The 25,398-nt window shown below is 60.0% G+C and carries 25 protein-coding genes and 3 pseudogenes; 16 read left to right on the top strand and 12 right to left on the bottom strand.

The window, feature by feature from the left end; genetic code table 11:
• The first annotated feature begins 92 nt into the window (after window positions 1–92).
• The 3 genes from J5289_RS22145 to J5289_RS22135 all read left to right on the top strand — a co-directional run bounded on the left by J5289_RS22145 (window position 93) and on the right by J5289_RS22135 (window position 3,001).
• Complete coding sequence (locus J5289_RS22145; protein ID WP_202617198.1) at window positions 93–452, top strand: PAS domain-containing protein; 360 nt, start codon at window positions 93–95, stop codon at window positions 450–452.
• A gap of 12 nt (window positions 453–464) precedes the next feature.
• Complete coding sequence (locus J5289_RS22140) at window positions 465–1,775, top strand: sensor domain-containing diguanylate cyclase (protein WP_142831312.1); 1,311 nt, start codon at window positions 465–467, stop codon at window positions 1,773–1,775.
• A gap of 98 nt (window positions 1,776–1,873) precedes the next feature.
• A complete protein-coding gene (locus J5289_RS22135) occupies window positions 1,874–3,001 on the top strand; it encodes a hypothetical protein (RefSeq protein WP_209207265.1) in 1,128 nt (375 codons plus the stop codon).
• 70 nt (window positions 3,002–3,071) lie between these two features.
• On the opposite strand, the gene J5289_RS22130 is transcribed toward J5289_RS22135, so the two are convergent.
• The 5 genes from J5289_RS22130 to J5289_RS22110 all read right to left on the bottom strand — a co-directional run bounded on the left by J5289_RS22130 (window position 3,072) and on the right by J5289_RS22110 (window position 6,319).
• Window positions 3,072–3,278, bottom strand: a complete 207-nt coding sequence (locus J5289_RS22130; RefSeq protein ID WP_143123244.1) for a hypothetical protein — start codon at window positions 3,276–3,278, stop codon at window positions 3,072–3,074.
• A 20-nt stretch (window positions 3,279–3,298) separates the two neighbouring features.
• The gene (locus tag J5289_RS22125; RefSeq protein WP_142831309.1) at window positions 3,299–3,655 is read right to left on the bottom strand and encodes a hypothetical protein; all 357 of its coding nucleotides are present in this window, start codon (window positions 3,653–3,655) and stop codon (window positions 3,299–3,301) included.
• 20 nt (window positions 3,656–3,675) lie between these two features.
• Entirely contained in the window at window positions 3,676–4,146 is a 471-nt protein-coding gene (locus J5289_RS22120; protein ID WP_209207266.1) for a hypothetical protein, read from the bottom strand.
• Window positions 4,147–4,171: 25 nt separating this feature from the next.
• Complete coding sequence (locus tag J5289_RS22115; RefSeq protein WP_209207267.1) at window positions 4,172–5,578, bottom strand: efflux transporter outer membrane subunit; 1,407 nt, start codon at window positions 5,576–5,578, stop codon at window positions 4,172–4,174.
• A 120-nt stretch (window positions 5,579–5,698) separates the two neighbouring features.
• Window positions 5,699–6,319, bottom strand: coding sequence for a TetR/AcrR family transcriptional regulator (locus J5289_RS22110; protein ID WP_142831343.1), 621 nt, complete (start codon window positions 6,317–6,319; stop codon window positions 5,699–5,701).
• Window positions 6,320–6,426: 107 nt separating this feature from the next.
• Here J5289_RS22110 and J5289_RS22105 point away from each other — a divergent pair, with 107 nt between their 5' ends.
• The 5 genes and pseudogenes from J5289_RS22105 to J5289_RS22085 all read left to right on the top strand — a co-directional run bounded on the left by J5289_RS22105 (window position 6,427) and on the right by J5289_RS22085 (window position 13,342).
• A complete protein-coding gene (locus tag J5289_RS22105) occupies window positions 6,427–7,503 on the top strand; it encodes an efflux RND transporter periplasmic adaptor subunit (RefSeq protein ID WP_142831306.1) in 1,077 nt (358 codons plus the stop codon).
• The gene (locus J5289_RS22100) at window positions 7,500–8,579 is read left to right on the top strand and encodes an efflux RND transporter periplasmic adaptor subunit (RefSeq protein ID WP_209207268.1); all 1,080 of its coding nucleotides are present in this window, start codon (window positions 7,500–7,502) and stop codon (window positions 8,577–8,579) included. Before J5289_RS22105 ends, J5289_RS22100 begins: the two co-directional genes overlap by 4 nt.
• Window positions 8,576–11,646: pseudogene (locus tag J5289_RS22095) on the top strand (efflux RND transporter permease subunit). Before J5289_RS22100 ends, J5289_RS22095 begins: the two are co-directional and overlap by 4 nt.
• A 149-nt stretch (window positions 11,647–11,795) precedes the next feature.
• A complete protein-coding gene (locus J5289_RS22090) occupies window positions 11,796–12,866 on the top strand; it encodes an alpha/beta hydrolase (protein ID WP_247750725.1) in 1,071 nt (356 codons plus the stop codon).
• A gap of 41 nt (window positions 12,867–12,907) precedes the next feature.
• Window positions 12,908–13,342 (top strand): hypothetical protein, encoded by a 435-nt coding sequence (locus J5289_RS22085; RefSeq protein ID WP_209207270.1) that lies wholly within the window; start codon window positions 12,908–12,910, stop codon window positions 13,340–13,342.
• 34 nt (window positions 13,343–13,376) lie between these two features.
• On the opposite strand, the gene J5289_RS22080 is transcribed toward J5289_RS22085, so the two are convergent.
• The gene (locus tag J5289_RS22080) at window positions 13,377–13,985 is read right to left on the bottom strand and encodes a GNAT family N-acetyltransferase (RefSeq protein ID WP_209207271.1); all 609 of its coding nucleotides are present in this window, start codon (window positions 13,983–13,985) and stop codon (window positions 13,377–13,379) included.
• 162 nt (window positions 13,986–14,147) lie between these two features.
• Between J5289_RS22080 and J5289_RS22075 the strand changes: the two genes are divergently transcribed.
• Window positions 14,148–14,393, top strand: a complete 246-nt coding sequence (locus tag J5289_RS22075; protein ID WP_142831300.1) for a hypothetical protein — start codon at window positions 14,148–14,150, stop codon at window positions 14,391–14,393.
• A gap of 64 nt (window positions 14,394–14,457) precedes the next feature.
• Here the strand turns inward: J5289_RS22075 and J5289_RS22070 are convergent, their stop codons facing one another.
• On the bottom strand, window positions 14,458–14,694 hold the full coding sequence (locus J5289_RS22070) for a DUF2934 domain-containing protein (RefSeq protein ID WP_209207272.1): 237 nt from the start codon (window positions 14,692–14,694) through the stop codon (window positions 14,458–14,460).
• Window positions 14,695–14,819: 125 nt separating this feature from the next.
• On the opposite strand from J5289_RS22070, the gene J5289_RS22065 reads away from it, so the two are divergent.
• Window positions 14,820–15,062, top strand: coding sequence for a hypothetical protein (locus J5289_RS22065; RefSeq protein WP_209207273.1), 243 nt, complete (start codon window positions 14,820–14,822; stop codon window positions 15,060–15,062).
• A gap of 83 nt (window positions 15,063–15,145) precedes the next feature.
• Here J5289_RS22065 and J5289_RS22060 read toward each other — a convergent pair whose 3' ends face one another.
• The 4 genes and pseudogenes from J5289_RS22060 to J5289_RS22050 all read right to left on the bottom strand — a co-directional run bounded on the left by J5289_RS22060 (window position 15,146) and on the right by J5289_RS22050 (window position 18,055).
• Window positions 15,146–15,892 (bottom strand): GGDEF domain-containing protein, encoded by a 747-nt coding sequence (locus J5289_RS22060; RefSeq protein WP_142831297.1) that lies wholly within the window; start codon window positions 15,890–15,892, stop codon window positions 15,146–15,148.
• Between the two features lie 235 nt (window positions 15,893–16,127).
• Window positions 16,128–16,235 (bottom strand): annotated as a pseudogene (locus J5289_RS29460) (IS630 family transposase); the annotation flags it as partial.
• Between the two features lie 66 nt (window positions 16,236–16,301).
• Window positions 16,302–16,851: pseudogene (locus J5289_RS22055) on the bottom strand (transposase); the annotation flags it as partial.
• A gap of 892 nt (window positions 16,852–17,743) precedes the next feature.
• Entirely contained in the window at window positions 17,744–18,055 is a 312-nt protein-coding gene (locus tag J5289_RS22050; RefSeq protein WP_209207274.1) for a hypothetical protein, read from the bottom strand.
• A 389-nt stretch (window positions 18,056–18,444) separates the two neighbouring features.
• On the opposite strand from J5289_RS22050, the gene J5289_RS22045 reads away from it, so the two are divergent.
• The 6 genes from J5289_RS22045 (at window position 18,445) to J5289_RS22020 (ending at window position 24,901) form a co-directional block, all read left to right on the top strand.
• On the top strand, window positions 18,445–19,425 hold the full coding sequence (locus J5289_RS22045; protein ID WP_209207328.1) for a sugar phosphate isomerase/epimerase: 981 nt from the start codon (window positions 18,445–18,447) through the stop codon (window positions 19,423–19,425).
• 55 nt (window positions 19,426–19,480) lie between these two features.
• The gene (locus J5289_RS22040) at window positions 19,481–20,545 is read left to right on the top strand and encodes a substrate-binding domain-containing protein (protein ID WP_209207275.1); all 1,065 of its coding nucleotides are present in this window, start codon (window positions 19,481–19,483) and stop codon (window positions 20,543–20,545) included.
• 70 nt (window positions 20,546–20,615) lie between these two features.
• On the top strand, window positions 20,616–22,139 hold the full coding sequence (locus J5289_RS22035) for a sugar ABC transporter ATP-binding protein (RefSeq protein ID WP_209207276.1): 1,524 nt from the start codon (window positions 20,616–20,618) through the stop codon (window positions 22,137–22,139).
• 25 nt (window positions 22,140–22,164) lie between these two features.
• On the top strand, window positions 22,165–23,145 hold the full coding sequence (locus J5289_RS22030; protein ID WP_209207277.1) for an ABC transporter permease: 981 nt from the start codon (window positions 22,165–22,167) through the stop codon (window positions 23,143–23,145).
• Window positions 23,142–24,017 (top strand): MurR/RpiR family transcriptional regulator, encoded by an 876-nt coding sequence (locus J5289_RS22025; RefSeq protein ID WP_142831292.1) that lies wholly within the window; start codon window positions 23,142–23,144, stop codon window positions 24,015–24,017. Before J5289_RS22030 ends, J5289_RS22025 begins: the two co-directional genes overlap by 4 nt.
• Before the next feature lie 32 nt (window positions 24,018–24,049).
• Complete coding sequence (locus J5289_RS22020) at window positions 24,050–24,901, top strand: PfkB family carbohydrate kinase (RefSeq protein WP_247750733.1); 852 nt, start codon at window positions 24,050–24,052, stop codon at window positions 24,899–24,901.
• On the opposite strand, the gene J5289_RS22015 is transcribed toward J5289_RS22020, so the two are convergent.
• The gene (locus tag J5289_RS22015; protein ID WP_209207278.1) at window positions 24,898–25,338 is read right to left on the bottom strand and encodes an RbsD/FucU family protein; all 441 of its coding nucleotides are present in this window, start codon (window positions 25,336–25,338) and stop codon (window positions 24,898–24,900) included. The genes J5289_RS22020 and J5289_RS22015 overlap by 4 nt on opposite strands.
• Window positions 25,339–25,398: the final 60 nt, after the last annotated feature.

Raw genomic sequence — 25,398 nt, 5'->3', positions numbered from 1 at the left:
TGTCAATTTACGATATTCCACCACTTTGGAGGTTCTGCTAATTTCTGCAGGGCTGGCTCCGACGGGGCCATGTGACAGAGTGGGGATCAAGGGTGACGGCTTCGTTCGAAGGTATTTCTGGGCTGGCTCTGGAAAAGATGGATGACACGACGTTCGACAGCCTCGCATTCGGGGTGGTCGGCCTCAATGCAGACGGTATCGTCGAACGCTATAATGCGACGGAATCATCTCTTGCCGGACTTCGTCGGGAAACCGTCCTGGGTTCGGACTTTTTCGATGAAATTGCCCAGTGCATGAATAATTTTCTGGTCGCGCAACGGTTCGAGGACGAAGATCAGATCGACGACATCATTCCTTATGTCCTGACATTGCGTATGCGTCCCACCCCTGTTCGGCTTCGCCTGCTGAAAGGGTCGGATTTGGCGCTGAGATACATTCTGATACTGCGCTGATCGGGCACCGTCATGGAACAGTCGCAAGAGATCGAATACGAAAAGCTTCTGCAATTCGTCTACGCATGTCCCGTCGGCCTTGTCGACATGGCGCGCGACGGCGCGATAAACCTGATGAACCCGCTTGCCATGAAACTCGTCATACCGCTGGCGACAGACGGCATCATGACAAACTTGCTGACGGTGTTTGAAAACACGGCTCCCGAATTGCGCTCGCTGATCCAGGATTTTGCCGGCAGGCGGGGAACGATTTGCGATAACCACCGCATTTACGCCGGGCCGATAGCCGCCGACAAGCCCGACGAGCAGCGCATCCTGAACTGCACCATCGTCAAGCTGAAGGACGAGCGTTACGTGGTGACGCTGACCGATGTGTCGCTTCAGGTCCGCCAGGAGCGACGGCTGAGGGAAGCCGAGACGTGGTTCGGGTCGCTGCTGGAGGGTGTCAAGGATTTCGGCGTCGCATCGCTTGGTACGGATGGCGTGATCGATGCGGTAAATTCCACCCTTCTGGAGCAGACCGGCTTCGACGCGTTCGAGTTGGAGGGGATGCCGATTGGCGATCTGGTCGAGCCGCAGCCGGGCGGGCAGGGGGCCTATATGGACCGTCGCCTCGAACACGCACGAAGGGACGGCTGGCATATCGACGAAGGCTGGGGCCTGCGACGCGACGGCGAGCGTTACTGGTGCCAGAGCCTCATCGCCGTATGCGCCGACAAAACGGCTGGCAGCGACACGTCGATCCAGGGATACACCGTCATCATGCGCAAGGTGGAGCGGCGTGACACGGATATGCTGGAACTCAAGCGGCTGTTGCGAACCGACCACCTGACCGGCGCCTACAACCGCGGTGCGTTCTTCGAAGCTGCCGAAAAAGAGTATGTGCTAAGTCGCGGCTCCGGACGATCCTTCGCCATCCTCATGTTCGACATAGACCACTTCAAGCTGATCAACGACAGCTACGGCCACAGCGTCGGCGACGATGTGCTGCGTTCGGTGGCCAACGCATGCCAGACAATGATGCGGCCCGGCGACACGTTTGCGCGCATCGGCGGCGAGGAATTCACAATCCTCCTGCCCGACACGTCTCTGGAGGAATCGGTCGAAATCGCCGAGCGCGTCCGGATCGCCATTGCCTCCGTGCCCGTGAGTGTCGGAGATTCGCTGCTGAAGGTTACGGCAAGCTTCGGCTGTGCAGCCGGTCCCTTGTCAGTCGGAAGTGCGGCAGCACTGCTTGCCGCTGCCGACGGAGCGCTCTACAGGGCCAAGCGCGCGGGCCGCAACCGGACGGAATCCGCACCTATGAAAACCGTGTTGGCCTGATCCTCATGCTCAGCCGCGCTGCGACTGCCCGCGTTCTGCAAAGCCTGATCGAGGCGGAGGTGAAGAGCGCGAGAAACCGGTCAAGCGGAGCCCGCAGCGTGAGAGCCTCCACTGCGGGGTCATGGTCCGAGGACCTGTCCATGGGGCGCGACGACAACGCAGGCCTTGGCTTGGATTCGCTGGAAATGATGATGGTCGGGTCTGCCATCAACGAGATGTTTCACCTCTACGAAGGCGAGCAGGATCTCGATCCGACCGCAATGGACACGTTTGGCGATTGGCTCGATGCTATCGAGGCCGCCTGGGCGGACGGTGTTTCGAAGATGACCTTCCTGACGTCGGGCTCGACAGGCCTGCCGAAGAGATGCGTGCATGGCGCTGCTGTGCTGAACGGGGAGGCTGGATTTCTTGCCGGCCTTTTTACCTCGCGCCGCCGCATCATTGCGCTCGCACCGGCGCATCACATCTACGGTTGCCTGCTGACTGCCTTCCTCGCCGACCGGCTTTCTGTGGATGTCATCTCCGGCGCGACCTCATCTCCACGATTTCTGAACAACGGGCTGTTGCCGGGAGACCTTGTCGTCTCCTTCCCAGACAGGTGGGCGGCAATCGATCGCACTGTCTCCACCTGGGTCGCCGACGTCGAAGGTGTCGTGTCTACCGCGCCATGCCCCGCTCCGCTGATGACGTCCCTGATCGATCGCGGGCTTGGCGGCATGACCGAACTCTACGGATCGAGCGAGACGGCGGGGATCGGCTGGCGCCGGCATCCATCCGACCGATACACCTTGATGCCGCTCTGGAGTTTCGAAAACGGTCGCGGGAATACGGCTTCGGGCGTGAGGCTGCGTCGTTGGGATGGAGCGATCCATGATGTTCCAGATGCCTTGGAGAGGATAACCGACCGGGCGTTTACCGTCGGCAGCAGGCGCGATGGCGGCTTTCAGATCGGTGGAATAAATGTCTGGCCGCAGCGTATCGCGGCCGTGCTGGAGCAGCATCCCAAGGTACAGGCGGCGTCGGTGCGCGTCGCGCAGATGCCGGCCGGCGCTCGCCTGAAGGCGTTCGTCGTCCCCGTTTCGAGCTGTGCCGAAGAGGAACTTTCATCCGATCTCGAGACGTGGTGCAGGCAGCGGCTTTCAGAAGTGGAATGCCCACGCATCTGGACGTTCGGCGCCACGCTGCCCGTTAATGAATTCGGCAAGGCGGCGGACTGGCACAACTAGGGCCGGTGGCTGAGAGGAAGATGCTTCTCTCGTGCCCGGTAGAGACTCTCGCAGCAATCCCGTGACGAATTCACGGATTGGTCGCGGCGTGCGTGCCTGATGCAGCGGTGTCGGCGGGCGGCGCGGTGGCGAGGATCTGCGAGGCATTGTTGTCGTCCGATGTCGGTCCTGCGAGCCACCATCCGATGGCGGCTGATGCCACCATCAAGGTGCCCGCAACCAACCATTTCGATTTTCGCCTATCGTTTTCGGGCTTTGCGCCCTTGCCGGTGTCCATGGGGTCGTCCTTTCCAGAATTTAGATGCTGATGATAACGGGGCTGCTTGCCAGCGGCTGATTGCGCCCGCTGAGCGCTTCGACGGATACCCGCAATAAGGGGCGTTCATCGATGCCTTTATCACTGACGAAAGAGCTGTGGTCGCCTGAGGCTATGCTGCCGCCGACCCATAGCGACCACATCACTTTCGTCAAGAGAACATCCGTCAGTGCCGCAGCTTTCTTGAGGACGTCAAGCAACATCGGTGCCGGGAACAAGACAGCGCCGGCCACGGCAGCGACAATCACGGTGCTCAACAGGATCCTCGCCGAACTGCGCTTGCGGTTACGCGGCGCTGCCCCGTTGTTGCGCCGCAGACCGCACTTGGTCATTGCCATCGGTTGGTCCTTTGCAGGTCTTAACAGCCGGGTCTGTCGCTGGCAGAGGCGTTGGCCGTCGGGTGGGGAGGGACATGCCTCAGCACTTCGCCGAGCGATTTCGCCAAGCCCTTCAAGATATCGGGCGGGACATCCTGGAGGGCATCGACATAGGCGCTGGTGGTGGAGGCCTGCAGATGCCGCAGGTTTTCAGCGCCCTTTTCGGTGAGCGAAACCCGGCCGTTCTCATCGGCAATGCTGCCGCCGTCGCACAGCGACCACATGACTTCAGTCAACAACTCGTCCGTGACCGACGCCGTTCTCTTCAGCGCATCAAAGGTCGTGGGGCCAGAGATGACGAGATGGCGGAGCACGCTGAGTTCGACAAATGTGAATTTGTCGTCCGAGAAGGCCGACGGGATGGTGTCGCAGACAACGCCGGCAACCAACGCGGTTATCCGGTCAAGGCCGATGGCGACGTCAAGCACGGTTCCTTGGTCCAGTTCAGTCATGGTTGGCTCCTGCAAAAGCGGTCGTCTATGTCCGCGGGCCCTTGTCGGTACCCGCATATCCCGCGCCGATCGCAACGTTCAAAGACACGTAATCGGTGGCGCTCTGCTGGATTGCGGCAGCCAGGCTTTCCTTTGCGGTCGCAAGCGAAAGCTGGGCGTCGATGACGTTCAACAGAGACGACGCGCCGTCCTTATAGCTATCGGTCGAGAGCTGCAGGGCCTCCTGGTAGGAATTGACCTGGGCACGCAGGGCGGAGATCGTCTGTGCATCGCGACGGACAGCCGAAAGTGCATTCTCCACGTCTTCGACGGCAGTCAGCACCGTGGACTTCCATGTCAAATAGTCGGCCCGAGCGTTGGATTCGGCGATCTTGACGTTGGCGCGTAGCGAACCTCCGTCGAGGATCGGAAGATTGAGCGTCGGCCCGAACGACCATGAGGTCAAACTGCCATGCGATCCGCTGGATGTGACATAGGAGGGCGAAATCGAGCCGCTGAGCGAGATGCTCGGATAGAGCTTGGCTTCGGCGACGCCGATCTGGGCCGTTGCTGCTGCGAGGTCCCGTTCTGCCTTGCGGATGTCCGGGCGGTTGCGGATGAGGTCGGCGGGAACGCCGGTGGCGACATTGCCGCGGAAGACAGGTTGCCTGCCTCCACTGCGCATGTCGGCAATGACGGTTGTCGGGGGCATGTTCAGCAATGTCGCGATGTGATGGACCTGCTGTCGGTAGCTGATTTCGAGGCCCGGCGCTTCGGAAAGCGTCGAATTGACGAGACCTTCGGCCTGTACTACGTCCAGGCGCGAGGCCGCTCCCGCAACCATCTGGAACTTTGTCAGCTCCAGCGTCTTGCGGCGGGAGGCGAGACTATCGGCAGCGATGGAAATGCGCGCCTGATAATAGCGGGCATTGATATAGCTTGTCACCAGATCCTGGAGATAGGTCAGCCGCGTGACGTCGACCGTGGCGTAGGCGGCGTCGAGCGAGTCGAGTGCCCCTTCGCGGGCGCGGCGATACTGGCCGAAAAGATCGAGCAACCAGGATGCCGTCAGGTCGCCGGCAGTCGAGTTCGTGGTGGCCAGCTGGGTGCGTAGCTTGCCTTTTTCGCCGCTGGTGGTGTTCGACCCATCGGCCGAAAGGCTGGGAAGGGCGCCGGCACCGGCAACCGTGACGTCACCCTGGGCGGCGACCGTGGCCTCGATCGACGACAGGATCGATACGTTCTGGGCGAGGCCGGTGGCGACGAGGCTCTCGAGCTTCTTGTCGTGATAGGCCGTCCACCACTGGCGGCCAGCGATGTCTTCGTTGGCCTTCGTGGTCCCTTCCGAGAAAGTAGGAGGCAGCGGCATCACCGGCGGCTTGTGATCAGGACCGCTCACGCAGCCGGCGAGAAGAAGGAGGATGGCGGGGGAGGCCGCGCGAGGAAAAATCATGAAGCTATCTCACGAATTGATCGAACCGAACCGTTCGGTTCGACTCTCGAGTATAGAGTTTGGCTTGATCCGACAAGGTCGGCGCGTTGGCATTTTTCGCCCATGCGTCTGGTGTCTGGGTTAGCGGGGCAGCAATCCGTTGAATATCATGTCGAAATGCGCCGCGAGAGAGGTCTCCCTGTCGAATGCGCGACGATCGTCGAAGATCAGCCTGAAAACCATGGCCAGCATGATGGGAGACATCACGACTTCGGCCGTCGAGGCAGGTCCGGTCTTGAACTCGCCGTTGCGCTGGCCTTCATCGATGATGGACTGGGCAAAGCTTATCAGCGGTTCGATGAACCGCCTGTGATTCTCGTCGATCACGTGGGGAAAGCGCGTGCCTTCTGCAATCACAAAGCGCAGGAGTTCCCGCATCCGCCGGCTCCCGAGAAAATTGTCGTAGAGGATCTCGATCAGCGTCCGCAGGCGATTTTCACAGTTTCCCTCGAGCTTCCTGCCGCTTGTCAGTATATCTTCAAAAGGCGTGGAGATGTGGTTGATCATGGCTGAGAACAACTCCTCCTTCGTTTCGAAATAGACGTATATCGTCCCCTTCGTGACGCCGACGCGTTCCGCAATGTCTTCAACCCGCGTGGCAACGTAGCCGCGCTCGACAAACTCTTCGAAAGCAGCATCGAGAATTTGCTTTGGCCGCCGTGCTTTTTGCTCGGCACGGGTGATTTTTACTTCATTAGTCATTTGTATGTCTCTCTGCTTAACTGTCTGTGGAGATTTGGTGCAAAAATCCATTGACTGTTGAGTTAGTCAATTATATCAAGCGGAAACTCATAACAAGAGGCCACTTCATGAAAAGCGTTTTTAGCATCGCGCTGCTGGCTTCGGCTGCCGCCGTGCTGTGCTCCTGCGACAAGCAGCAGAGCAGCGAGGCCAAACCGAAGCTGGTGGAGACGGTCGTCGCTTCAACCGCGCCAATTGCCGCGAGCAATTCCATTACCGGCGAGATAGACGCACGCGTCCAGAGCGACCTTTCGTTCCGGGTGAGCGGACAGATTATCGAGCGGCTCGTCGACGTCGGTTCGGCCGTCAAGGCTGGACAGGTTTTGGCAAGGATCGATCCCGCCGAGCAGAAGGCCGATCTGGCGGTGGCAAAGGCCACCCTTGAATCGGCGCAGGCCGTAGAGACGCAAGCTCAGCTCGCCTACCAGCGCCAGCTCAACCTCTTCAAGACGCAGGTGACCACCAAGGCCTCGCTCGACCAGGCGCAGGAGACGCTACTGACGGCACAGGGGACCACCAAGTCCGACCAGGCCTCGCTCGAGACAGCGCAGGACGCTCTCTCCTATACAGAGTTGCGGGCTGACTCCGATGGCGTGATCACCGCAAGGAATGCCGAAGTTGGTCAGGTCGCCCAGGCAGCATCCGCGGTCTTCACGCTTGCGCATGACGGGCCGCGCGATGCCGTGTTCAACGTCTACGAGTCGCTTTTCCTGAAGAACAAGCCCGTCGACAAGGTCACCATCACGCTGCTCTCCGACCCGACCCGCCATGTCGAGGCATCGATACGCGAGATCTCGCCGACGATCGATTCCACGACGGGGACCATCAAGGTCAAGGTTGGCCTCGAAAATGCTCCGACGATGCCACTGGGAGCACCGGTTGCAGGAACGTTCCGCTCACAGGCCGAGCCGATGATCGAGCTTCCATGGTCTGCAATGGCCTCCAAGGCCGGGCATACGGCTGTCTGGGTGGTCGACCCCGCATCCTCGAAAGTTTCCATCCGTCCCGTCGATGTCTCCACTTATGGAACGGGGAAATTCGGCGTCATCAAGGGCGTCGCGCCCGGCGACATCATCGTCGTCGATGGCACCAAGTTCCTGCGTCCCGACCAGGTCGTTTCCTACGGTAAAGGCGCCGCCCAATGAATTTCCGTCATTACATCTTACCCATTCTCGGGCTGGCCATGCTGACCTCCTGCGAAAAGCAGGAAGCCCACCAGGAGCCCATCCGTCCGGTGCTCTCCATCGTCGCCAAGTCCTCGGAGGCGTCCACGCTTTCGCTGCCGGGCACGGTGGAAGCCAGGATCGAGACGCAGCTCGCCTTTCGCGTGCTCGGCCGGGTCATCGCCCGCAACGTCAGCGTCGGCGACCTCGTCAAAAAGGGTGATGTCGTCGCCGCGATCGATCCGATTTCGCTCGAACTTGCGGTCAGGAGCGCCCAGTCCGATCTGGCAAACAGCCAGGCAACGCTTGCCAATGCCGCGTCCAGCCAGGAGCGCCAGCGCGCTCTAGCGGCCAGCAAGTCGGGAAGCCAGGAATCGCTCGACGAGGCGGTTCAGGCCTATAAGAGCGCCATTGCCGGTGTCGGTAAATCGCAGGCCAGTCTTGACAAGGCGCAGGAACAACTCGGCTACGCCAAGCTGCATGCCGAGTTCGATGGCGTCGTGACGGCAACCTCGGCCGAAGTCGGCCAGGTGGTTTCCGCCGGATCGAGTGTCGTGACGATCGCTCGCCCCGACCAGCGCGATGCGGTGATCGATATCCCGGAAGCAAGCTTCGGCAAGCTCACCGTGGGAGCCCCGTTCCAAGTGGCGCTGCAGCTCGATCCGACCGTGGTCGCCAAAGGCGTGATCCGCGAGGTCGCCCCGGAGGCCGAGTCGCTGACCCGCACAAGCCGAACGAAAATCACGCTCATCGACCCGCCCGACGCATTTCGCATCGGCTCGGTGATCACGGCGTCGGCGACCATTCCTTCCCAGCCGTTCATCGTGCTGCCGTCCTCGGCCATTCTGCTGAATGACGACAAGCCGAATGTCTGGCTCGTCGATACGGCTGCGGCCAAGGTCTCCCTTCATCCGGTGACGCTTGACGGACCTGTCGTCGACGGCGGCTCCGTGAAGGTCACGGGCGGCATCAATCCTGGCGCACGCGTTGTCGTCGCCGGAGTTCATAAACTGAGCGACGGCCAGGCTGTCCGGATCGATCAAGGTGAAAATCCGTGAAAAAATTCAATCTTTCCGACTGGGCGCTCGAGCACCGTTCGCTCGTCTGGTATTTCATGATCGTCTTCCTGATCGCCGGTGTGTTTTCCTACATCAATCTCGGCCGCGAGGAAGATCCGAATTTCACGATCAAGACGATGATCATCCAGGCCCAGTGGCCGGGTGCATCGGCCGACGAGATGAGCCGGCAGGTCACCGACCGCATCGAGAAGAAACTCGAAGAACTGGATGCGCTCGACGTCACGCGTAGCGAGACCACAGCCGGGCAAAGCACCGTCTTCGTGGATCTGCTCGATACCACCAAGGCCAAGGATGTTGCGGGGATCTGGGTCAAGGTTCGCAACATGATCGCCGACATCAAGGGCGATTTCCCTTCCGGTGTCACGGGACCGACCTTCAACGATACATTTGGCGACGTTTACGGCAACATGTACGCCTTCATGGGCGACGGCCTGACCCAGAGGCAGCTGCGCGATCTCGTCGAGACCGCCCGCTCCAGTATCCTGACTGTCCCGAACGTCGGAAAGGTCGATGTCATCGGGGCGCAGGACGAAGTCGTCTACCTGGAGTTCTCGACCCGCAAGATCGCAGCATTGGGGATCGATCGCCAGTCAATCATCGATACGCTTTCCAACCAGAACGCTGTCACCCAGTCCGGCTTCGTTGATGCCGGGCCGGAGCGGATCGCCTTGCGCGTCGGTGGCCAGTTCACGTCTGAAGAGAGTCTGAAATCCATCAATCTTCGTGTCAACAACCGCTTCTTCCCACTCTCGGACGTTGCCACGATCAAGCGCGGCTATGTCGACCCACCCTCGGCCCTGTTCCGCTACAACGGACAGCCGGCAATCGGCCTCTCGATCGGCATGCGCGCCGGCTCCAACCTCCTGGAGTTCGGCAAGGGTCTCGATCAGAAGATGGATGCCATCATCGCCGACTTGCCAATCGGCGTGGACGTGGCACGCGTTTCCGATCAGCCGGCAGTCGTCGACGAAGCGGTATCGGGCTTCACACGTGCGCTGTTTGAAGCCATCGTCATCGTTCTTGCCATCAGCTTCATCAGCCTTGGCGCCCGCGCGGGCCTGGTGGTGGCGATCTCGATCCCTCTGGTGCTGGCGATCACCTTCCTCGTCATGTCCTACAGCGGCATCTCGCTACAGCGAATTTCGCTCGGCGCGCTGATCATCGCCCTCGGATTGCTGGTGGACGATGCGATGATCGCGGTGGAAATGATGGTTGCCCGCCTCGAGGAGGGCGACGACCTGAAGACGGCCGCGACCTATGTCTACACTTCGACGGCTTTCCCGATGCTGACCGGGACATTGGTGACTGTGTCCGGATTCATTCCGGTGGGCTTGAACAGCAGTGCTGCCGGCGAATTCACCTTCACCCTGTTTGTCGTCATTGCAGTTTCCCTGGTGGTCTCTTGGATCGTCGCCGTGGTGTTCACGCCGCTCCTCGGCGTCACATTCCTGCCAAAGACCTTGAAGTCCCACCACGACAACAAAGGTCGCGTCGCACGCACGTTTTCCTGGTTGCTGCGGCTCGCCATGCGCTTCCGCTGGATCACCATCGGCCTGACCGTGATTGCCTTTGCACTCTCCGTCGGCGGCATGGGCATCGTGCAGCAGCAATTCTTTCCGTCGTCAGACCGCCCGGAACTCGTCGTCGACTGGAACCTGCCGCATAACAGCTCGATCTCCGAGACCAACAGGCAGATGGCGCAGTTCGAGAAGGAAGCGCTTGTCGGCAACACCGATATCTCGCACTGGACCAGCTACGTCGGCCAGGGCGCACCGCGCTTCATCCTGTCCTTTGACGTCCAGACCCCGACGTGTCGTTCGGCCAGATGGTGATCGTGACCAAGAGCGTCGAGGTGCGCGACCAGGTGCGCACCAAGCTGCAGGCCTATCTGAACAAGACGTTCCCAGGCACCGACGCATTCGTCAAGCTGCTCGACATCGGGCCTCCCGTCGGAAAGCCTGTCCAGTATCGTGTCAGCGGCCCGGACATCCAGCAGCTGCGCGACATCACCCAACGGTTTGCCAGCATCGTCGGCAACCACCCGCTGCTGAGCAACATGACCTTTGACTGGAACGAACCCTCGCGCGTGGTGAAGGTTGACGTTCTCCAGGACAAGGCCCGCCAGTTGGGCGTGACATCCGCCGATATCGCCACTGCGCTGAACAGCGTCGTGCAGGGGTCTTCGGCCACGCAGATCAGGGACGATATCTACCTGATCGACGTCATCGGCAGGGCTCAGGGTGCTGATCGCGGCTCGATCGAGACGTTGAAAAATCTTCAGCTCCCCGGTACCAGCGGCAACTCCGTTCCACTGTCGGCGGTTGCCAACTTCCACTATGAGCTGGAACAGCCGGAGATATGGAGGCGCGACCGTGTGCCGACAATCATCATCAAGGCAGCGGTGGTCGGTCCGACGCAACCTGCGACCATCGTCCAGGATCTGAAGGGGAAGGTCGACGAATTCCGCAAGACGCTCCCTCCCGGCTACAACATCGTCGATGGCGGCGCCGTCGAGCAGAGCGCAAAATCTCAAGGGCCGATCGTTGCCGTTGGACCGCTCATGCTGTTTGCCATGGCAACCATCTTGATGCTCCAGTTGCAAAGCTTCAGCCGGCTGTTCCTGGTGTTTGCTGTCGCTCCGACCGCATTGATCGGCGTGGCATCGGCACTGCTCATCAGCAACTCGCCCATGGGCTTCGTGGCGATCCTTGGCATCCTGGCGCTGATCGGCATCCTGATCCGCAACTCGGTCATCCTGGTGGTCCAGATCGAGCACCTCAGAAGCGAGGGGCGGCCTCCATGGTTTGCCGTCATCGAGGCGACCGAACATCGTATGCGGCCGATCATGTTGACGGCGGCGGCGGCCACCCTAGCTCTCATCCCGATCTCCCGCGAGATCTTCTGGGGACCGATGGCTTACGCCATGATGGGCGGCATCGTCGTCGGCACCGTCCTGACGCTGCTGTTCCTGCCGGCACTCTATGTGGCCTGGTTCCGCATCCGTCGGGAAGAAGAGCCGGCCAGGCACGAGCCCGCCGCCGGATAACCGACTTGTCTGCGAGCGCCGGTGTTATCGTCGGCGCTCACCTATCTCACGAATGATGCCGTTGAGAACGGTGTCGCGCCAACAAGGGCCGTGCCTTCATGATGTTTCCAGACAGATCGTACCGCCGCGCGGTACAATTGACGGTCGTAATGGCTATAGGCCTTTCCGGCTGTGCGTCCCGGCCGTCCGCCGCCGTTCTCGACCCAGCCCGGCTGACCAATCTTCCGCAGAAACGCATCGTTCTCTTGACTGCGACAAACCGCAACGCGCTCGGGCCTTCAAAGGGTTACGGGGTCAACTGGTCCGAGACCGTCGCCTATCAGAGCTATGAGATGTCGGTGCCGCCAGCCCATAAGGTCTCGGCGATCGAGTACCCCACGGATCGCCCGGATCCGCAGAAGCAATTCGTGGTGACGAAACGTCAAGACCTGTCCGAGGGCGATTTCACCGCCGCTGCGGCTCGTTCTGTCGGCAGCGACGGAAGCGTCGAAGTCTATGTTCATGGCTACAATAATTCTTTTCAGGAAGCGCTTTATCGGGAAGCACAAATGATTACCGATTCAGGGCTCGACAGTCCCATCATGTTTTCTTGGCCGTCGCAGGCATCGGTCGTCGGATATGTGGCTGACAAGGACGCTGTGCTCTATTCCCGGCATGATCTTGAAACTGTCGTCAAAGCCCTTTCATCGGCAGACAAAGTCAAGCGCATCGTTCTTTTCGGCCACAGCATGGGCGGCTTTCTCGTCATGGAGGTTGTGCGCCAATTGAGGCTCGAGCATCGTGAGGACGTCATCGCCAAGTTGCAGGTGGTGCTTGCCTCGCCCGACATCGACCTCGACGTCTTCAAGTCGCAGATGAAGGAGATCGGCAAACTGCCTTCTCCGCTCACCCTGCTGATCTCCAAGGACGACCGCGCCCTTGCGGTATCCAGCCTTCTGGGTGCTGAGCGACCGCGGATCGGACGGCTGGATATCAGCGATCCGATTATTCAGCAGGAGGCCGTCAAGAACCACATCCGGGTTGTCGACCTGAGCTCCCTGAAGGCCACCGACGGCGTGGGACATGACAGGTTTGCATCGCTTGCCCGATTCGGTCGGCAGCTTGAAATGCTGGACAGAAAGCCATCGGCTGCGCGGGTTGGCGCATTCGTCTTCGACGCGGCAGGCTTTGCGGTATCGAGCCCGTTCAAACTGGCCTCGAGCGTCGTGACGCCGCGGTAACGTCGCTGCGGGCGGGCACCTCATTTGAATAGGAGGTCCTTGTGGACGCTGCTTATGTTTCGGCCTTTTTCGGCCTGGCTGGTGCATTGGTGGGTTCTGTCACGTCATTCACCACGTCCTGGATCACCCTGTCGTCACAGGTGAAAGAGAAACGGCGCGAGGCCAATCGCACCCGTCGTGAGGCGCTTTTCGAAGGGTTCCTGTCGGAGGCTGCCAGATTATATGGTGATGCTCTCAGTCACGAGAAGGACGATATAGGCGATATCGTCATGATCTATGCGATCCTCGCCCGAATGCACCTAGTGGCGTCAAAGGCTGTCACCGACGCCGGCGAGCGGGTCATGGACGCCATCGTCGGCGAGTACATGACGCCGAACCGGAGCCTGTCAGAGCTCCGTCTTCTTGCTCGCAGCGGTCATATGAACGTCCTCGAAGAGTTCGCTGCCGCGTGTCGCAAGGAGCTGGATGCTTTCTAGGGCCGCAAATCCGAAAACGCGATTGCGAGGCCGCCTATGCTTCAAGCAGCGCGACATGCGGAGCGGCAGTTTTCGGTATCGAGCCTGAAAGCCGCGGATCGGCGATGATTTCGACCATAAATTGAAACGGCTTAAAACCAGACCTACAGTAAAATGCGTAAGCTGATGGATGATCGAAGTGGCAGGTATGCAACCATAGGCGATCGATGTCCCTCGACCAGGCGGCGTTCAGCGCACTGGCCATCAGGTATCGTCCGCCACCTCGGCCGATAGCGCTGGCCACAAGCCCGCAATAGACGATTTCGCACTGGCCCGCTTCTCGAAAGTCGAGTTCAAGGAAGCCGATCTTCTGCGAACCGGCTTCGAGATAGTAGGTCTCGACATCGCGATCCGCGAGGGTTGCGGTGAGTTCGTCGTCCGGCATCTCGAGACGCGATACCCACAGCCAGTTTTCGCCGACCGCTCGATATAGTGCACGATATTCGCCGAGGTCCGGCGATTTCCAGCGCTGAAATGACATGCCGTCTTGCTCCGGGAGGCTGATTTCCGGGCGCTGGCGCATCTCCAGACACGTGACGACGCTTGCAATCTGGCCAGGCGATACGGTCGAGTAGCCAGGCGGTAGCGGCGGCTTCAGTTCCATCAGTCATATTCCTTGTCGCGTACGGGGTAGAATGCGCTGCCCGTTAAAATTAACCTTAATTGATGATGAACAAAGTTTTGGCTAAGTCCCATGGATACCATAGGGCATTATAGGAAGTGATCACCGGGACGCCAGCGCGTTTCCAACAGCATCGAGGTCTCCATGAGCCGCCGTGCAAATCATTATGCCGAACTGTCCGGCCGCATCGTGTCGGCAGCGAAATTTTGCGAATTCCTTGACGCGGGGGGACGGGTGATGACGGGGGAGGACAGCAGCGGCTGGCGCGATGTCACGGCCGATGTCTTGCACAAGGAACGCATCAAGGTGCGAGAGCTCGAACGTATCCGCTCGCTTCTCTACTCCGACATGGTCCGAAAGGACAATGAGCCGAGCTTTATGATGCACTGACGTTGACAGACACAAGCCCCCAGTGAATGGGCGCGCGGAAGCAGCATGGGGCTGGGACGTCGCATTATTGTCCGGTTGCACCCAGCTGCGGTCTGAACCGGGTTCCCGAATGTCCGTTCCTGGCGCGCGCGCGAAACTGCAGAACCTCTGCTCCGTCAACTGATGCCCGCGTTTTCATCATCATTTCGTATTCCGCAACAGCCTTGCACCACGTTTCGTGATCCCTGCCGTTCGGTCTGCCGGCCTCCTCCCAGAGGGCGTAAGAGCGTTTGCTGATCCATCCGTCCCTGTCGATATTCATCCTCTCCTCCTCCTTGGCCAGAATCAACCAGCAACTGTGGTTTCGGTTCCCGGAGGACTGGGGAACCATTGGGCAGAACACAGGTTGGAGCTGTGTAATTGCTGTGGACACGATGGAGGAAAGAGATGGCCAACCCGGACAACCCAAGCAAAGCTAAGGCTGCCGATGTCGAAAAAGACGCCGCCGGCCAATACGGCAAGCTCATCAAATCAAGTGACAATAATGGTGTCGCAAGTGCCAAGCCGCGTGTCCTCACGGGCTCGGACGACGCCACGGTCAACAAGGCACCCGATGGCAAGGAGCCGAAGAAAGACTGGGAGCTGAACTATGACCCCGCCGACATGAACGAAGGTAAGTTCAGGGGTTAACGGCTGGGTTTGGGGCGCTTGCATTCGCCAAGTTGCCCGGACCGGACGGAGGCAGCGATGCGTTCGATTGCGCACACTGGTATTCACCCGGTTACAATATTGACCCGGTTTCGGCCGCTAGCCTTGGCGAGGTACAAGTGTTGGTCCGCAATGGAAAACAGTTCGTCGTACGAAGCGGGGCGTTGGAAGGTGACGCCTCCGACGCTCACCGAAAGCGGGTTTGTGTCGTTTCCGGCGGGAAACTGGGCGTTTCGGATTGTCGACCGAATACGCTCGGCGATCTTGGATGCCTCCGTCACCGCCGCACCTGGCAGAAAAACGCCGAACTCCTCGCCGCCAACCCTGCCGACAAGGTCCGCTGGTCCGAGGCAAAGCTTAATGCTCTGCGAGATGATCTTCAGAGCTTCGTCGCCCTTTTGATGCCCGAAAGTATCGTTGATAGCTTTGAAATGGTCGGCGTCTATCAAGAGGAGTGAACCGGAACGCAGCGTAACCTGCTCCTCGGCTCTTGCCAGATAGCTTTCGACCAGAAGAGTGAATGCGCCTCGGTTTAGGACCGCTGTTAAGCTGTCTGTCGATGCTGTGATGGTCAGTTCGCGGTGGGAGATTGCGAGTTGCTGAACTTTCCTCAACAAGAGAAAAAGCAATGGGCCAGCCAAGCATACGGGCAGAAGGATATCCACGACAAGCGAGCGGTTTATTGCCTCGTCCGTCAAGTTCACGAAATTGAACGAGTCAACGAACACCGAAATGCCTACGCACGCCAGTGTGATGGAGATCGTGCCAGCGATGACCCGCGTCCAGCCGGTTGGCGTCCAGTCCAGTTTCATTCAGAAGTCCTAGTACAATTTCGGCAAGGCGGCATTTATTCGGCAAGGATATATGCATCATAGCTTTAATTCATTAAGCAAATTTGCAGGCCGACGTTGAGCTATGCCCGCCATAACGGTGTGGCTGCGTGCGTCAGAGGGATTATCGAGCGACCGCAGCACCAGAGTTTTTTTAAACATCAGAAGCAATGGGAACAGTCGGCATCCCTTCTATCCGTCAGCATCAATCCGCATTCAGAAAGTCGAGGAGTTTGCTCGCTCGGTGGTGTTTGTAACACTGGCCAATCACAGCGCTAGTGGCAACGTCCAACGCAGCAAACAGCTGCGACGTGCCACTACGAACATCGTGTCCCATGTTGTGGTGTAGCTCCGGCTGTCGCCGTGCCTTCCGGACAGAGCCGGGAACGGATCAGCTTGCGTCTGGCAGGCTAATGAGCGGATCATCGCTCATTGTGGCGATGGTCTCAAGTGTCATGTATCGGGATCGCTGAACGACCCACTCGTCATTCTGCTCAAGCAGTAAGGGCACCGACCAATCTGACGATGGCATCGTGTTGGGGAAGATGCCGACGACCTCAGTGCGCCGTTTGATCTCACCATTGAGGCGCTCGATCGGGTTTGTCGAATGAAGCTTTGCCCAATGCTGTCTGGGAAAGGTCATGTAGGCGAGCACGTCATGCTCAGCGCTATCGATGATATTGGACATTTTCGACACCTTCGACCTGATCTGGTCGGCGACATTGCGCCACTGGTGCTTGCAGCTTCGGGAGTGTCATGGGCAAGGGCCGTTGCGATGAAGGCGGACACGACACGCCGTCCGCTCTTTCCGGCATTGGCCAGGGCGTTACGCACGAAGTGGAAGACGGCACCTCTGCCAAGCGGCGGAGAGCACCTTCGACGCGGCTGCCTTGATACCCTCGTGCGCATCGGCAGACGGCCAGCTTCACGCCCCGCAGGCCCATCAGTGGTATCCTTCAGGTTGGCTCTAAGCAACCCGACCCTAACGGAAAACACTGGCGCCTCGTCAGCGACACCACGGTGGGGGACACGATCGCAACGAATGTGGGTGTGGGTTCGCGCCTCAGCGACGCCCGTCAGCGCAAGTGCTGGAAAATGCCATGGTGATCCCCCGCATCCACGCGGGGCGTGATAAATTCCTCCCAATATTGGTCTGCTTCCGGTGGGTCCAAGCCCTCGTCTCTGCTTATTGTTTCACCATCTTCCATTAATCGGCCTACGCCGCCTCGCGATCTGTATTCTTTTGCAATTTCTAGGTCTCGTTCTTCGGACATCTGAATCTGCTCCGCAATGATGGAATTTCCGCCTTGTCGAGCGAACGCTCGGCACGTGGTAGAGTGATGAAGGTCGTTCGGCGAGTGCATCGCGCTCGGCTCAACGTCTAGAACGCGCTAAGCCCAACGGGCGAAGGTCTGATGGGTTCCGGCTTAAATACAAAAACAAGCCCGGCCGTAGAGGTAGCCAAAACACCGAGCTTTCGGGTCGGCTAGCACTATGGGCGCCATCCAAACAGCGATCGTGCCCGATTTCTGTCCTGGTGATAAGAAAATTCAACACGGCCTTTCAGGTGGATCATCCTCCTTCGGTTCAGTGCGTGTCACCTCTCCAGCATCGATCTGAAGCGAATGAGGTGTTTGTGTCGACGAATCTGAGATTCAAGAACGTTTCCATCTTCATGCTCAGCGTCACCCTCGGCATGAGAAGGCGATCACCTGTCTGAGGCGCCCCGTCTGGAAGTCAGATGTCGATACCGAACCCAGGATCGAAGGTCTGGTAGCATTCCTGGCCGAGGTAACCAGAACCCGCGTCGATCCCACGACGTGGTCCGGCCTGCTATGCAGGCGACGTGGAGCTAAATTTCGGGTCGCGGCAGGCTGCCTTTATGTATCCCAAGTTCCAGGCGTCAGCCGCCGATAGCGGGTCTCCCCGCTGCCGGTCCTCGCCCGAACGCTGGCTCGGCGCGTTGAGAGGCAGGAGCACGAGGCTGCCGTCGCCGCCCTCGCAAACGCTGTCTTCGAGGAACCGTCGGCTGACACCGTGCTTCTGGGCCGTGTGAACCGGATGCAAGGGATTTAACGGCAGCTTGGAATCCTTAGGCAGCGTGTACTCGTCAAGCTCCGCCGCCTTGTCCTCCAGAGTACGCAAGTTTTCGCTTCCCTTGTCGTGACGGCAACCTCGATGCTAACCCCGCAGGAAGGCGCGGCAGGACGCGTGGTTCCCGGCGCAGAAGCCGATCGGCATGCGGGGTGCCACGTTCCCGTCCAGAAGTCGAAGACTTGGAAGGGCGCCGATTGTCAAAACGTCCCCAGCGACCACACAGGACCGGGCAAGCCCTTCGACAGAAGACTTCAGCTAAGGGCCAAATGCTCCGCGTGCAGGATGACATTTGTGAACGCCTATTGAGAAGAAGCACGCCCTACGGCGGCGCAAGAGCGATTTGTTGCGCAGCACAACATTTCATAACTTTACAAAAAAATATAAAGATGTGAAGTAGGCGCGGTCGATAACGATGCGAGCGTAGTCCAGTGACCCAGTTGAAATTCGCCACCCGCCTCAATTCATTTGCTTCCCGGCCGCAGGCGGAATGGCCGGACCTTTCCGGCAAGCCAACCGTTTCGCAGATGGTCGCCCGGGCCGCGAAGGTGAAGGGCCTGACGGATCTGGATCTCAACTACCCCGACCACGTTTCGGAAAATCCCCGCGAGCTGGCCAAAAAGATCAACGATCTCGGCCTTTCCATCAATGGCTTTGCCATGCGCTACTATACCAACCCGGCTTTCAAGATCGGTGCCTTCACCAATCCTGACGCTGCGGTCCGTCGTGAAGCGGTCGAACTGACCAAAAAAGGTATCGACGCAACGCGTGAAGCCGGTAGCAACCTGATGACCATCTGGCTTGGCCAGGACGGTTTCGACTACGCGTTCCAGGCCGACTACGCCACGCTGTGGAAATACGAACTGGACGGCATTCGTGAAGTCTGCGAGCATGACAAGGATTGCCTGATCAGCATCGAGTACAAGCCGAACGAGCCCCGTTCCTATAGCCTGATGCCCGACTGCGCGACGACGCTGCTGGCGATCAAGGACGTCGACATGCCAAACCTTGGCGTCACGCTCGACTTCGCCCATGTGCTCTATGCCGACGAGCAGCCGGCCTTCGCGGCAGCATTGATCGCCCGCTACAGCCGCGTGCTCGGTGTGCACCTCAACGATGGCTACGCCAAGCGCGACGACGGCCTGATGGTGGGCGCGGTTCATACGCTGCAGACCATCGAGCTGCTGCGCCAGATCCGCAAGGACGGCTATGACGGCGCCATCTATTTCGACACGTTCCCAGACATGACCGGGCTCGATCCGGTTCACGAATGCGAGGTGAATATCCAGACCGTGCAGCGGATGCTGAAGGTCGTGGATCGCCTCGAGCAGGACAATCGCCTGTCCGGCGCGATTGACCGACAGGATGCTGTTTCCGCTCAAGCCGTCATCCAGGAACTGATGTTCGGCGCGGGAGCATAACGCAATCTCCGCAGCGCAGACGCTGCTGTTTCCATTTCATATTCGGGAGGAACCGATGAAGACTTTTCTGAAGACCACGCTTGCCGGCGGTTTGGCGGCGACCTTGCTGTTCAGCGCCGCCATGGCACAGGAACTGGCGCCCTTGAATTCGGACACCGAGAAGGACCGCATCGACTGGTCGCAGCTCGATGCGAAGCTCGGACCTCTTCCCAAGCCAGCCGCTGGCACCAAGGCTGGCGCTGTCTCCAAGACACTGACCAATGAATACTGGCGCTCGCTCGGCGATGGCTACAAGAAGTTCGGCGAAAAGATGGGCGTTTCCGTCGCCTACCAAGCAGCCCAGAGCGAGGGTGACCAGCTCGGCCAGCTGACGATTGCCGAAGGCTTGATTACGCAGGGCTTCAACGTGCTGCTGGTATCGCCCCAGACCGATGCCAATCTGCAGCCGGTGATGGAGCAGGCAAAAGCAGCCAATGTTCCTGTCGTCAACGTCAACGATGCCGTCATTCCGCAGGCGGAACACTATGTCGGCAACGTCCAGCGCGATAACGGCGCCCGTGTCGCCAAGTGGTTTATCGAGAACCGCCCTGAAGGTGGCAAGGTTGCCATCGTCGAAGGCCAGGCCGGCGTCTACGCCGCCATGCAGCGCACCGACGGCTTCAAGTCGACGATCACCCAGAACGGCAAGTTCCAGGTGGTTGCCAGCGTTCCCGGCAACTGGGATCGCCAGACGTCCTACGACGCTGCCACCAACATCCTGCAGCAGCATCCCGATCTGATCGGTTTTTATGCCAACAACGACGGCATGGCGCTCGGCATCGTCGAGGCCGTCAAGTCGGCTGGTCTCCAGGGCAAGGTCGCAGTCTTTGGCACCGACGGCATTTCGGACGCCTACAAGTCGATCAAGGCCGGCGAACTCACCGGCACCGTCGACAGCTTCCCGGTTCTGACCGGCGAAGTCGCTCTGGAAACCGCCCTGCGGCTCGTTGCCGGCCAGAAGGTTCCGCGCGTCGTCGCAACGCCCCAGGCGCTGATCACCAAGGACAACATCGCACGCTACCAGGGTGACGACACCGCCATCCGCGCCGTCCTGATGGAAGACGCGGCCAAGGCTCCCTGACATTCAGCGGCCAGTTATCCGACGCCGGCCAGCAATGGCCGGCGTCTCCGAGTACAAGAGGTGCCGAGACATGACGCAGACGCCCAGACTAAGATTTGAATCCATATCCAAGTCGTTCCCCGGCGTCCTTGCCCTGTCGGACATATCCTTCGATGTTCCGCCGGGCGAAATCCACGGGCTTCTCGGGGAAAACGGCGCCGGAAAATCCACGCTACTTCGCATCCTGTCCGGCGTGTTCCGGCCAACCAGCGGCAGCGTGTTCGTTGATGGCGAGGCGGTCTCCTTCCGCAACCCTTCCGACGCCCGCCTGGCCGGCATTGCCATGATCCACCAGGAACTGCAGCAGGTGCCGCATCTCAGCGTCGCCCAGAACATGTTCCTCGGCCATCCCCTGACCACGGGCGGCGGCATTTTCGTCGCACGGCACGAGCAGGAGCGCAGGGCCGCGGAAGCGCTGGCGATGATCGACCCGACCATCGATCCGGCCGCGCCGATTTCGACGCTGAAGGTCGCCCAGCGCCAGATCGTCGAGATCGGCCGTGCGCTGCTCGACCGCGCCAAGATCATCGCGATGGACGAACCGACCTCGAGCCTGACACCCAGTGAATTCGAAAAGCTCGCCGAGGTCATCGCCAATCTTTCCGCGACCGGCGTCTCGATCATCTACGTCTCGCACAAGATGAACGAAGTGTTCCAGATCTGCCAGGGCGCCAGCGTCATGCGCGACGGCAAGTTGGTTGGTCGCGTCGATATCCGCACGGCATCCCACCAGGATGTCATAACCATGATGGTCGGCCGCCAGCTGATGCAGGAAAAGCAGGTGTCGCATGCAACGACCACGGTGAAGCTCGAGGCCAAGAACCTGTCTTCGGCGACCAAGATCCGCGATGCCTCGTTTCGGCTACACCGGGGTGAAGTACTCGGCGTGGCCGGGCTCGTCGGCTCCGGACGCACGGAACTGCTGCGCCTGCTCGCCGGCGTTGACCGCATCACTTCGGGCTCGGTTGAAATCGACGGGAAGCCGCTTCCTCTCCGCAGCCCGCGCGATGCAATCGCTGCCGGCATCGGCCTTGTGCCGGAAGAGCGCAAACGCGAAGGCATCATTCCCGGTCGCTCCGTGACCAACAACATGGCGCTTGCGTCCTTGGGCAGCTTTTCCAAGGCGGGCATCATCCGCAATGGCAAACTTCGGGCGACCGCGACCGACCTGCTGCGCCGCGTCAACCTGCGGCCTTTCCAGTTGGACCGGCCCATCCGGCTCTTCAGCGGCGGTAACCAGCAGAAGGCGATCATTGCGCGCTGGCTGGCCGCCAAATCGCAGATATTGTTGTTCGACGAACCCACGCGCGGCATCGATGTCGGAGCGAAGTCGGAAATCTACCAGCTGATCGAGGCCCTGGCCGCCGACGGTCACTCGATCATCGTTGTCTCCTCCGAGCTGCCGGAAGTCATTCGTCTCTCCGACCGGGTGCTTGTCATGCGCGAGGGGCGGATTGCCGCCGAGATCGAGCGCGCCGATCTGTCCGAAAGCGCCATCGTCGCCCATGCCATTCCCGGCGTCAGTCAATCCCCCATGTCAGCTCCGGCTGCGTGAGCGCTGAAAAGTATAGGAGCTCATCATGAGTCATACGTCACCCGCCGATGCGACAAAGCTTTCCTCCGGTTTCGGCCGCTTCTCCTTTTCGCTGCGTGACGCCGGCACCCTGATCGGACTGATCGTTATTCTGGCGGTGTTTGCAGCGATCGTCCCGGGCTTCATCTCCGAACGCAACCTCGTCAATATCCTGCAGCAGTCCAGCATCAATGCCTGCCTCGCGCTCGGCATGACCCTGGTCATCATTTCCGGCGGTATCGATCTTTCGGTGGGCCCGACGGCTGCCATCGCGGCTGTGATATCGGCAACAATGCTGCTTTCGGGCGTTCCGATACCGCTGGCGATCCTTGCCGGCATCGGCATCGGCGCCGTCTGCGGTTTCATCAACGGCGTGCTTGTCGCCTATGTCGGGCTTCAGCCGTTTATCGTCACGCTGGGTACGCTCAGCACCTACAGGGCGATTGCGCTGATCTACACCGGCGGCAATCCCGTGCTCGGCATTCCTGTCGGCTTCCGCAGCCTGTTCAACGGTAACCTGCTTGGCTTGCCGACGCCCGTCTGGATCGTCGCAGCCGTGGCAGTTGCGGCATGGATCCTGTTGAAAAAGACGCCGATCGGCGAATATCTCTTGGCCGTCGGCGGCAATGAGGAGGCAGCCTACGTCGCCGGCGTCCCCATCGCCCGCACCAAGATCACCGCCTACGTCATCTCCGGCGCACTGGCGGCACTGGCTGCCCTGATCCTCGTCGGCCGCCTCGGTGCTGCGGAACCTATCCTCGGCAATCTCTGGGAACTCGACGCGATTGCGGCCTCTGCCATTGGCGGCGCTTCGCTGATGGGCGGCAAGGGGAGCGTGCTCGGGACGATCCTCGGGGCGATCATCCTCGGCGCGATGCGCAACGGGCTTACCCTGATGAATGTGCAGGCCTTCTATCAACTGCTCGCCACTGGCCTTATAATCCTTGTCGCAATGATGATCGATCGCGCCACAAGGGGACGAGGATGAATACCGAAAGCTTCGATACTAAGGCTGTTGGCCCACGCATCCGGATGATGATGCCGCTGCTGACACCACTCGAAGCAAAGGTCGTCGATACCGTCTTCGCCCTCCGTGACTTCAGCGACAGCACGTCGCTGAAGCAGATCGCCGACGATGCCGGCGTCTCGGAGGCCATGGTGGTGAAAATCACCAAGAAGCTCGGATTTGCAGGATACCGCGATTTCCGCACCGCTGTTAGCCAGTACAACCGCCAGCCGACGGCGGAGATGCATCAGGAACTGTCGGCAGACGATACGTCTCAGGAAATTGTTCAGAAGGTGTTCCGCACATCCATCAATGCGCTTGAGGAAACGCTGTCGATCCTCGACATGGAGGCGTTCGACCGGGCCTCCGACCTCATACACCGCGCAAGGCAGCGCGATTTTTACGGCGTCGGCGGATCGGCACAGATTGCCCGGGATGTTGCGCACAAATTCCTGCGGATCGGCGTGCGGGCGAATATGTTTGACGACAGCCACATGATGCTGATGTCGGCATCGTTGCTCGGCGACGGCGATATCGCCATCGGGTTTTCCCATTCGGGAAATACGACGGCAGTGATCGAGGCGATCCAGCTTGCGCGCCGCAACGGCGCCCGGACGATTGCCATCACCAATTACAATTCTTCTGCCCTGGCGCAATCCGCAGACGTGGTGCTGTGTTCGACTGCGCAAGGTTCGCCCCTGATGGGCGAAAATGCTGCAGCCCGCATAGCGCAGCTGAATATCCTCGACGCCATCTTCGTGTCGGTCGCCCAACGCGATTATCAGGCTGCCGAACGAAACCTCGACCGGACCATGTCCGCAGTTACATCCAAACGGAAAGAACGACCTTTATGACGTCTTCGCCCCTCGTTACCGTGTTCTGAAGCCTGCATTACGATATCGCCGTCAATGGACCTGCGCGACCGCGCAAGGGCGAAACCATTACAGGCGTGTCGTGGCACCCGAAGAGCGGCGGCAAAGGGGGTAACCAGGCGGTGTCTGCCGCCCGCACCGGCATTGCGACCGCCATAATAGGCGCTGTCGCCGATGATGATTTCGGCCATGCGCTGCTTGCCAACCTCGAGCGCAAGAAGGTCGACGCCCGGTTCGTACGGCGCAACGCGTCGCTGTCCACCGGCATGAGCGTCGCCATCTTCGACGCCGACGGCGACTACGGTGCCGTCATCGTCTCCGGCAGCAATCTGACGCTCGGCCACGACGATATCGCCGCTGCTGCGGATGTGCTGCAAAAGACCACGGTCCTCGTCCTGCAGAATGAGGTGCCAGATGCGGCCAACGTCGCTGCAGCGCGGGCAGTGAGGAATGCCGGCGGTCTGGTGCTTCTCAATGCAGCCCCGGCGCGCGCGCTGTCGGACGAGCTCCAGTCTCTTGTCGATGTGATCGTCGTCAACGGGATCGAGGCGGAAATGCTGGCAGGCGTGCCGGTGGTCGAGACACTGGAAGGCGCTCTCGCCGCAGCGCGGCTCTTGTCGAAAAGCTACCGGCAGGCGGTGGTTACCGCCGGCGGAGCAGGGGTTGCCTATGCGGATGCCGATGGCAAGGAGGCTTTCATGGCCGCCCTGCCGATCAAGGTCGAGAGCACCCACGGTGCGGGCGACGAATTCATCGGCGTGCTGGCCGCAGGCATGGCCTCGGGCGATGACATCGAGATCGCTCTGCGTCACGCCAACGAGGCGGCCGCATTGCTGGTCTCGACGCCCGAGCGCGAACGGGGCTAGATGACGCCCTTGGTCAGGATAAAGCAGCCGTAAGGTCCGGGATCGGACGTCCTGACGATGGTAAAGGCGCGCTTGGCGGCATCGTAGAACGCAAATCGCTCCAGCGCCTCTACGGTGATGGGTCGGCCTTCCGCCGCATCGAAGACTGCCTGCATCGCCGGAAAGATCGGCATCTGACCGTCGGGATCGCCGACCACCTGCATGCGCTTGACGGGGGCATCGACGAAAGTATCCAGCGGCATCAGCGTCAAAATTGCTTCAGTCGCCCGCGGCAGACCGCATCCCGATACGTTCAGCAACTGGCCATGGGTCGTCTGCCGTGCGATCGTCTGGGCCGGATGGTTGATATCGCAGACGACAAGCGTATCGCCGTGACCCATCAGCATCAAAACGTGGATGAGTTCCGCGCTGATGACCGGATCTATGCCTTTGAGCATGGCTGTTTCCTCCCGAAAAAGCTTTCCATGACTTCACGAAATACACAATAATCGTGATGC

The organism is Rhizobium sp. B230/85, from assembly GCF_019355735.1.
Taxonomy (GTDB): Bacteria; Pseudomonadota; Alphaproteobacteria; order Rhizobiales; family Rhizobiaceae; genus Rhizobium; species Rhizobium rhododendri.
Note: the sequence above shows the minus strand (reverse complement) of the source record. Positions and strands in the feature narration are given on the sequence as shown.